This window comes from Geothermobacter ehrlichii, from assembly GCF_008124615.1.
Lineage (GTDB): Bacteria > Desulfobacterota > Desulfuromonadia > Desulfuromonadales > Geothermobacteraceae > Geothermobacter > Geothermobacter ehrlichii.
Window position 1 is genome coordinate 1 of record NZ_VNIB01000024.1, and the last position, 7633, is coordinate 7633.

A 7633-nucleotide genomic window follows, 5' to 3' on the forward strand; every position below is an offset into this window, starting at 1 on the left:
ACTCAACGCTGGGCTACAAAAGCCCGGCTGAATACGAAGCGGCCTATTTTAAACTTGCAGCCTAACCCGGTGTCCACTAAGCCGGGGGAAGGCCACTTTTACCCCTTACGCCTCACCCCTCACGCCTCACCTGTGGAAAATCGCATTAGCGCATGAATTCGCCAGTTCGGTGGTAAGTTCGCGGATCCTGGTTTAACGCTGCATGGAATACGCATGGGTCGAGTCGAAAGGTTAGCGACAGAAGGGATCGGGCGGCTGTTGGTGGAGTTTTCCCTCCCCGCCATTGCCGGCATGCTGGTGACAGCGCTCTACAACGTCGTCGACCGCATCTTTGTCGGCAACTGGGTCGGGTCCGATGGGATCGCTGCGGTCTCCATCTGTTTTCCGGTCATGCTGATCATGATGGCCTTCGGCATGCTGATCGCTTTCGGCGGCACTTCCCTGGTCGCGATCCGCCTGGGACAGGGCCGTCGTCAGGAGGCTGAGCAGGTGCTCGGCAACGCCCTGACTCTCTACTTGCTGCTGGCGGCCTCCTTCACCAGTTTCGGCCTGCTGTTCATGAGCCCCCTGCTGCGCCTGTTCGGAGCCAGCGGTACCGTGCTGCCCCTGGCCGAAGAGTACCTGACGATCATTCTCCTCGGGGTCCTCGTTCACGAGATATCCTTCGGCATGAGCAATTTCATCCGCAGCGACGGCAACCCGCACGCCGCGATGCTCACCATGCTGCTCGGCGCCGGGATAAACCTCCTGCTCGATCCGCTGTTTATCGTGGTTTTACACTGGGGAATCCGCGGTGCCGCCCTGGCGACCGTCCTGGCCCAAAGCATTTCGGCCGCCTGGGTGATGACCTACTTCCTGGGCGGCAAAAGCGCCCTCAAGCTGCGCGCGGCCAACCTGCGCCTGCGGCCTGGCCTGGTGCGGCAGATTGCCGTTGCCGGCACACCGCCCTGGGTCATGGCCCTGGCGGCAAGCGCCATTCAGGCAATTCTGAACAACCGGCTGCAGCTTTACGGCGGGGAACTGGCCGTCACGGTGATGGGGATCATTTTCAGCATCTATGCCTTGGTCAAAATGCCGATTGCCGGTATCAGCCAAGGGGCCCAGCCGATTATCGGCTACAACTACGGCACCCTCAGGTTCGGGCGGGTCAGACAGACTCTGCTGCTCGCCATCATCGCGGCCACCGTGTTTGTGGTGCTCTGTTTTGCGGCGGTGGAGCTGCAGTCGGCACGGCTTATCCGCCTGTTCAACCCCAACGACCGGGAACTGGCCCGTATGGGGAGCCAGGCCATCCGCATCTTCCTGAGCATGCTGCCGCTTGTCGGTTTTCAGATGGTGAGCGCCAACTATTTCCAGGCGGTCGGCAAGCCCCGCGTGGCGACGCTTCTCACCCTTTCCCGGCAGGTACTGCTGCTGATGCCACTGGTGCTGATCCTGCCGCATTTCTTCGGCCTGACCGGCATCTGGCTCGCCGCCCCCGTTGCCGAGCTGGTGGCGGCCCTGCTGAGCGGAATTTTCCTGATTCGTGAGCTGCGTCGGCTTGGCGTCAATCCTGCCCGGGCAAAGATCTGCCCCCGGCAAACCTCCCAACCCTGAAAAGAACAATGCCCATCACCGCTGGAGTGATGGGCATTGCAAACGCTGATTTTCGATCAAGCAGTAACCCGCCTGCGTCAGACCTTGACCACTTCCACCAGGTACCCATCAGGGTCGGAAAGGAAGTAAAACCGCGCCTCGCCCCCGGCCAGCCCCTTGAGCGGCATGGGGTTGAGTCCCAGCTCGGTGTGGCGCCTGTGGGAGGCTGCCAGGTCCTTGACCCCCACGGCCAGGTGGGAATAGCCGTTGCCCAGCTCATAGGGCTGCTTCTGGTCGTGGTTCCAGGTCAGTTCCAGCTCGAAGGTGCCGCCCGGGGCGCGCAGGTAGGACAGGGTGAACTTGTGCTCGAGAAAGTTGAGGCGCCGCGCGACTTCGAAGCCGAAGGCCTGCTGGTAGAATTGTTCGGATTTCTCCAGGTCCATGACCCGGATGCAGCTATGAATCATCTGGTAGTTCATCTCGCTCTGCCCCCTTTTCATCACTGTTACACGTCGTCCCGCCGCCCTGTGCGCCCCCTCTCCGCCTTGCCCGATCCCGCCGTCGGCTTCTGGCGCGGTCGTCTTCCATGGTCGCGCCGGTTCCTCTGATCCCCCGGTGAAAAGCAAATCAATCGGCCGATGATTTCATCCCTCTGGGTGCTGTATGAGCCGACAACCGTAGTGGCATATTTCGAGTAACGGGACAAGGGGCCCTCCTCCTGCATGCTTATGTCAGGGTCAGTATCCGAGATTTTCGTTGACCAGGCACACCCGCAGATCGGTCGCCCTGGGCTGTCTTTCGATGATGGTGGTAATGCGGCAGATCCGCTGGGGGGAATTGCAGTCGCTGCACAGCCCGGTCTTGGCGCAGGGGGTATCGAAGCCAAGTCGGCGGGCGTTGGGCGGACAAGCCACCTCCCTGACCCGCTTCAGGGCGCTTTCGAGGTCCGCGGAAATCTTATTGGCACCGGCGACCACGATCACCTTTTTCGGTCCGAAGGCCATGGAGCAGGCACGGTTGCCGGTGGCATCGATGTTAACCAGTTGCCCATTGAGGGTGAGCGCATTCGTGCTGGTCAAAAACAGGTCACAGGTCAACTGCTGTCGCATGACCTGTCGGCGTTCTTCCGGGCCCAGCCCGGGCCTGCCGTGGACCAGGACCTTCTTGCCGGCCTGTTCCATCTCGGATACCAGACCGAGCTCGGCCAAGGTCATGGAGCCGCCGAAGCCAACGGTATCGGCGCTGGCGGCCTCCTCCAGCAGGTACCTGATCGCCTCCTCCCGGGCATCGCACACCCGCGTGGGAAACCCGTGTTTTTCCAGTGCGGCTGCAGCCTGCTCGAGCAGCCTCCTCCGGTGCCATTGAAAATGTTCGTCCATCTCGGCTTTCTCCTTCTCAAAAAAGCGCTAAACCTCTCCACCCCCGGACGGGATTTTCCATTGTAAGCCCTACCCCCCTGTCGACTTAACTGTTTCAGTTTGGTTCTTGGAATGTGTTTTCCGAAGGACACCCTCAGTAATCGATCCCTGGTTGAGCCTCGATTTTCTCTCGAAAGGCATGCTTGATTTCCCTGATCTCACTAACGGTATCCGCCACCTCAATAATTTGCGGGTGGGCATCGCGACCAGTAAGGGTCAGATGCAATAATGGCGACTTGTGCTTCAGTATGTCGAGAGCTTGTTCCAGATCTATCAGTTCCAGGTGCAAGGCATTGTTGATTTCGTCAAGAATCAAGAAGGTCGAAATGGCCTGACGCCATTTTTTCGTGGACCAATTGGATGGCCGCTTGGGATCTCTTCCGATGTTCGGCCTGCGAAGCACGGCTTGCGTTCGGGAGGCAGAACCCCATACCGGTGGCGATCAACTCGACCCTACTCCCCATCTTTTTTATCCCGCCCCATTCCCCGGCATAGGTGGTCCCCTTGATGAACTGAATGATGCAGACCCTGAGACCGGCCCCCCAGGCGCGCAGGGCCATGCCAAGGTCCGAGATCGTTTTTCCTTTGCCGTCACCGGCAATGACCAGGGTCAACCCCTTTTCTCCTTGGGCTCCAAACGCCGCACGGGGAGTGGATCCAACCCGGTCATTTTTCAGTTCCGTCCCCATGAGGGAACAAGCAGCCTTCCAATTCAACCATGGAGGCGATTTCGACATCCGGACCAAACGGCAAGCGTTCCCGGGCCTGCCCAAACCGGTTGATCCATACCACTCGAAAGCCGAAGGCTTTGGCACCGGCCACATCCCAGGCATTGGTGGACTGAAAGGCGATCTCGCCGGCCTCCAAACCCAGCCGGTTCACGGCTAGTCGATAGACCCGGGGATCGGGCTTGTAGACCCCGACCTCTTCCACCGACAGGGTCTGATCCAGAAGGCCGGCCAGACCGCTATTCTTTACCGCGGCCTCGAGCATGGTGGGAGAGCCGTTGGAAAGGATGGCCGTACGCAGGCCGCGACGTTTCAAATCCTCCAAGGCCTTCGGCACCTCCTCGTAGCAATCCAGATGCAGGTAGGCTTCCATAAGTTGCTTCTGCAGAGACCGGTCCTGAAGGTTGAAAATCTCCAGGGCGTAGCCGAGGGCATCTTCGGTGACCTGCCAGAAATCCGCATGTTGCTTCATCAGGCTTCGCAACCAGGTGTATTCGAGCTGCTTGCTCCGCCACTGTGCGGAGAGTCGGCAATCCCACCGAGTCGACCCCGGTACCGACCGATAGCGGAATGGACGTCGAAAAGGGTGCCGTAGGCGTCGAACACGCACGCTTTGATATTTCCCAGCAACGCTTCTTCCGGCATCACAAGCTCCAATCTCGTGGGTCAGTGGTCTTGTTGATTATCCTCTGATCCCCGGAGGCCCAAGGGCCATTTCCCAAGCGTTGGGTCGGAGGATGCCTTGGAGTCCGCTTCCCATTCACACCAGGACGCACCGGACGCCGCCTTCCTTGATACCGGGGCGGAAACAGCCGTTGCAGGAAATACAGTGGGCACGCTGGGATGAATCCTCCTGCCATTTACGAACCAGGTCCGGCTCCCGGATGAAAGGCCGGGAAAGAGCAATGAAATCTGCGTCTCCTTTCTCCAGAGCGATTTCACTGACCGCCTTGGAGCGGAAACCACCGACAGCAATGACCGGCACCCCGACCTGTTCCTTGATGCGCTTTGCATAACGGGCATTGTAGGCTTCCCGCCCGGGCGAGTCGATCTGGCGGCGAATGGGCCCTTCTTCGCCCGAGGCAGCAGTCCCCGAGCTGACCTCGATCGCATCAATGCCCCACTCATCGAGGCTGCGGGCAACAGTCACCGCCTCCTCCAGGGTAATTCCCCCTTCGATGTTATCAGCTGCGGTCAGTTTAATGGTCACAGGAAAAGAAGGGCCGATCTCCTGCCGGACGGCAGCGTAGACGTCCTGTAGAAAACGCATCCGGTTTTCCAGCGAACCGCCGTAGGAGTCCTGGCGCAGGTTGGTCAGCGGGGAAAGAAACTGATTGATCAGGTAGCCGTGGGCTCCATGCAGCTGGACACCATCAAACCCTGCCAGCTTGGCCCTGCCAGCACCGGCAGCGAAGGCGGCGACAATCTCTCGAATGTCTTGTTGATCCATGGCCCGGGGCAAATCGGGAGAGGTCGCGTCCTTAACCTCGGAAGGAGCCAGAGGGCGGCCGCCGATGGCTTTGGCGCTGGCCTGCCCACCGGCGTGAACCAGCTGGCAGAATATCCGCCCCCCTGCGTCGTGAACCGCCTGGGTGAGGTTCCGCAAGGCCGGAATCTGGTCGTCGGAGTCGATGCCCATTTTCCCGGGCAGCTGCCTGCCATCGGACCGCACATAGGTGTAGCCGGTCACGATCAGTCCGACCCCTCCTTGGCAGAGCGCGCGATAGAGATCGATCAGGCGCTCGCTAGGTCTTCCTTCTTCGTCGCACATCCCCTCCCAGGTGGCACTGCGGACGATGCGGTTTTTCAGGGTGACCCCATTGATTGTCCCTTCACTAAACAGATGTGTTTTCAAGTTGCCTCCTCGTATCCTGTTGGTTTGCAGGTTGGGCCCCCCTCTATGTGCTCGAACGCAACTGGATGCCTTGCAACTACCTGGGCGTACAGAGGGAGCAGCGGCGGCCTACGGTGCTCAGCCGTCAGGAGGTCCACCGCATCCTCAGCAGTGTCTACACCTATCACAACCGCGTTTTCCTCTCGTGTGTTTACGCCTGCGGCCTGCGCCTGCTGGAGATCGCCACGCGAAAGACGTACTGGGCCAGGTCACTTTCCGCTACAAGAAGAAGGGCCGCAGTCGAATGCGCACTACAGGGTGTCCGCCCTGGAATTTATCCGCCTCTTTCTGCAGCACGTGCTGCCCTGGGGCTTTATGAAGGTGCGCTACTACGGTTTTCTGAGCTCTGGCTGCCGGATGCCTCTTAAGGAGGTGCGCGCCCGCATCGCCCTGGCCCACGGCTTTGCCATTACGGTGCCGAAAATCGTGCCCGAACCACAACCGCCGCTGTGCTGTCGGCAGTGTGGAAAGGTCCTGGAGGGGTACTGCCTGATCCTACCGCCAAGGCGCAATCCTGAGAAAATGGCTCGGAGGGGCAGGCAAGGCCACCTACTGGTGGATTATCGAATACAGTGAGCAACGGCCTCACGATTCCCAGGGAGACCTGACGCCGGCTGAATACCTGTCAAAGAACGCCGGAACCTCTACTTTACAACTGCCTATTTGACGGGGAAACTTACGCCCCCTCCCCCGAAATTGCAAAGAATAGAGATCCCACTAACTACACACAGGGTTGCAAAGACCATGAAGGCGATTTCGTAACTATTTGCCACCGTGACAATCATTCCAAAAATTGGTGGGCCCACCACCACTCCTAGAAAGGTAAAGAAAAGCCCCCCCCCGATCACCGAACCAGTCTCCCCTGTCGGAGCCAGTCGCGCCAATTCTGCGAGATAAACCCCATTCCAACCGATTGCCAAGGTGCCGAACAACACGCTTAGGATCAACATCACCGGATAAGGGCAGCCCTCCCCTAATGACAGAAAACACACCATCACCACTGACATCGACAGCCCAAGAAAGCCCAAAACCACCCGAGGGCTGAAAAACCGATCGGCGACGAACCCCCAGAAAATCCGACCGGAAATACCACCTATCTGCGCAGCGGCTAGAATGCCCCCTGCGTCCACCAGCGACAAATTCCGCCCTACCATCAAATAGGTAACAAAATAGGTTATGAAACATAGCTGCAACATAGCATAGAAGAGCGAACCAAAGGTTACCTTCCACAACTCAGGCTTGGAAAAAATCATCTTGATTGGCTTGCCCATGCCCCTCATTTGGAGCGAGTGCTTCGGTTCGGCATCCACATCCAGCTTCACTCTCACTGGCTCGGAGGCCAGAACCGACAGCAGGCAGAGTCCTCCCACAACCAAAGCCGCTCCCCTCCAATCAACCACCAGAACTAAAAAAGGGACCATGACACCCGCCAGAGCGTTGCCCGCCGGCACTCCGCTCTGCTTGAATGAGAAAACAAAAGCCCTCCGGTTGACCGGAGAATTTTGCATCAACACATGCGAACTCGCCGGCGTTACCGGCCCATACCCAACCCCTAACAACATTGCACTCAAAATCATCATCGGAATCGACGCCAGGGTTGAGAACATCAGCCCAACTGCACAAAAAATTAGACAAATCTGGCTGACCCTGACGGCTCCATAGCGGGTAATGAAATCACCGCTGATGAGACTGGAGATCATGGCGACCATGTAAAGGATAGCTACGAACAGCCCTATATACCTAGGAGAGATTCCGATCTCTGCTGCTACAACCGGAGCCAACACAGAAACGGTAACGGAGGAGGCCGATACAAAAATTTGCACCATTAAGGTTACAGATAAAGCGAACCAGATATTCCTCATCTAGTCGTCCCTGAAAAATCCCGAATATCGCTCCATCCGGCCTTAGAATTGGAAAGACTGGCCTTCCCCCGAAATTGTGGACAGTCCGAAAAGCTGCTACAACAGCGTCAGGAGGACTGGCATGGTTTCGAAGAGAAGGAAGTACACTCGTGAATT

General features: G+C 58.4%; 7 protein-coding genes and 2 pseudogenes. 2 read left to right on the forward strand and 7 right to left on the reverse strand.

Annotation, left to right across the window (positions count from 1 at the left end; all coding sequences use genetic code 11):
• Nucleotides 1–213: 213 nt before the first annotated feature.
• Nucleotides 214–1596: an MATE family efflux transporter gene (locus EDC39_RS15050; protein WP_148897216.1), complete on the forward strand. Its 1383-nt coding sequence runs from the start codon at nucleotides 214–216 to the stop codon at nucleotides 1594–1596.
• 77 nt (nucleotides 1597–1673) lie between these two features.
• Here the strand turns inward: EDC39_RS15050 and gloA are convergent, their stop codons facing one another.
• The 6 genes and pseudogenes from gloA to EDC39_RS15075 form a co-directional block, all read right to left on the reverse strand.
• Nucleotides 1674–2054, reverse strand: a complete 381-nt coding sequence (gene gloA / locus EDC39_RS15055; RefSeq protein WP_148897217.1) for a lactoylglutathione lyase — start codon at nucleotides 2052–2054, stop codon at nucleotides 1674–1676.
• 258 nt (nucleotides 2055–2312) lie between these two features.
• Entirely contained in the window at nucleotides 2313–2954 is a 642-nt protein-coding gene (locus tag EDC39_RS15060; RefSeq protein WP_148897218.1) for a lactate utilization protein, read from the reverse strand.
• A 133-nt stretch (nucleotides 2955–3087) separates the two neighbouring features.
• Nucleotides 3088–3309 (reverse strand): cob(I)yrinic acid a,c-diamide adenosyltransferase, encoded by a 222-nt coding sequence (locus EDC39_RS15660; RefSeq protein WP_246140273.1) that lies wholly within the window; start codon nucleotides 3307–3309, stop codon nucleotides 3088–3090.
• Nucleotides 3299–3607, reverse strand: coding sequence for a cob(I)yrinic acid a,c-diamide adenosyltransferase (locus tag EDC39_RS15665; protein ID WP_246140274.1), 309 nt, complete (start codon nucleotides 3605–3607; stop codon nucleotides 3299–3301). The genes EDC39_RS15660 and EDC39_RS15665 overlap by 11 nt, the downstream gene beginning before the upstream one ends.
• A 52-nt stretch (nucleotides 3608–3659) precedes the next feature.
• Nucleotides 3660–4366: pseudogene (locus EDC39_RS15070) on the reverse strand (haloacid dehalogenase type II).
• Nucleotides 4367–4481: 115 nt separating this feature from the next.
• Nucleotides 4482–5576 carry an oxidoreductase gene (locus EDC39_RS15075; protein ID WP_187426830.1) on the reverse strand — a complete coding sequence of 365 codons (1095 nt, stop codon included), beginning with the start codon at nucleotides 5574–5576 and terminating at the stop codon, nucleotides 4482–4484.
• A gap of 241 nt (nucleotides 5577–5817) precedes the next feature.
• Here EDC39_RS15075 and EDC39_RS16000 point away from each other — a divergent pair.
• Nucleotides 5818–6191 (forward strand): annotated as a pseudogene (locus EDC39_RS16000) (transposase); the annotation flags it as partial.
• An 83-nt stretch (nucleotides 6192–6274) separates the two neighbouring features.
• On the opposite strand, the gene EDC39_RS15085 reads toward EDC39_RS16000, so the two are convergent.
• Nucleotides 6275–7477, reverse strand: coding sequence for an MFS transporter (locus tag EDC39_RS15085; RefSeq protein ID WP_148897220.1), 1203 nt, complete (start codon nucleotides 7475–7477; stop codon nucleotides 6275–6277).
• Nucleotides 7478–7633 lie beyond the last annotated feature (156 nt).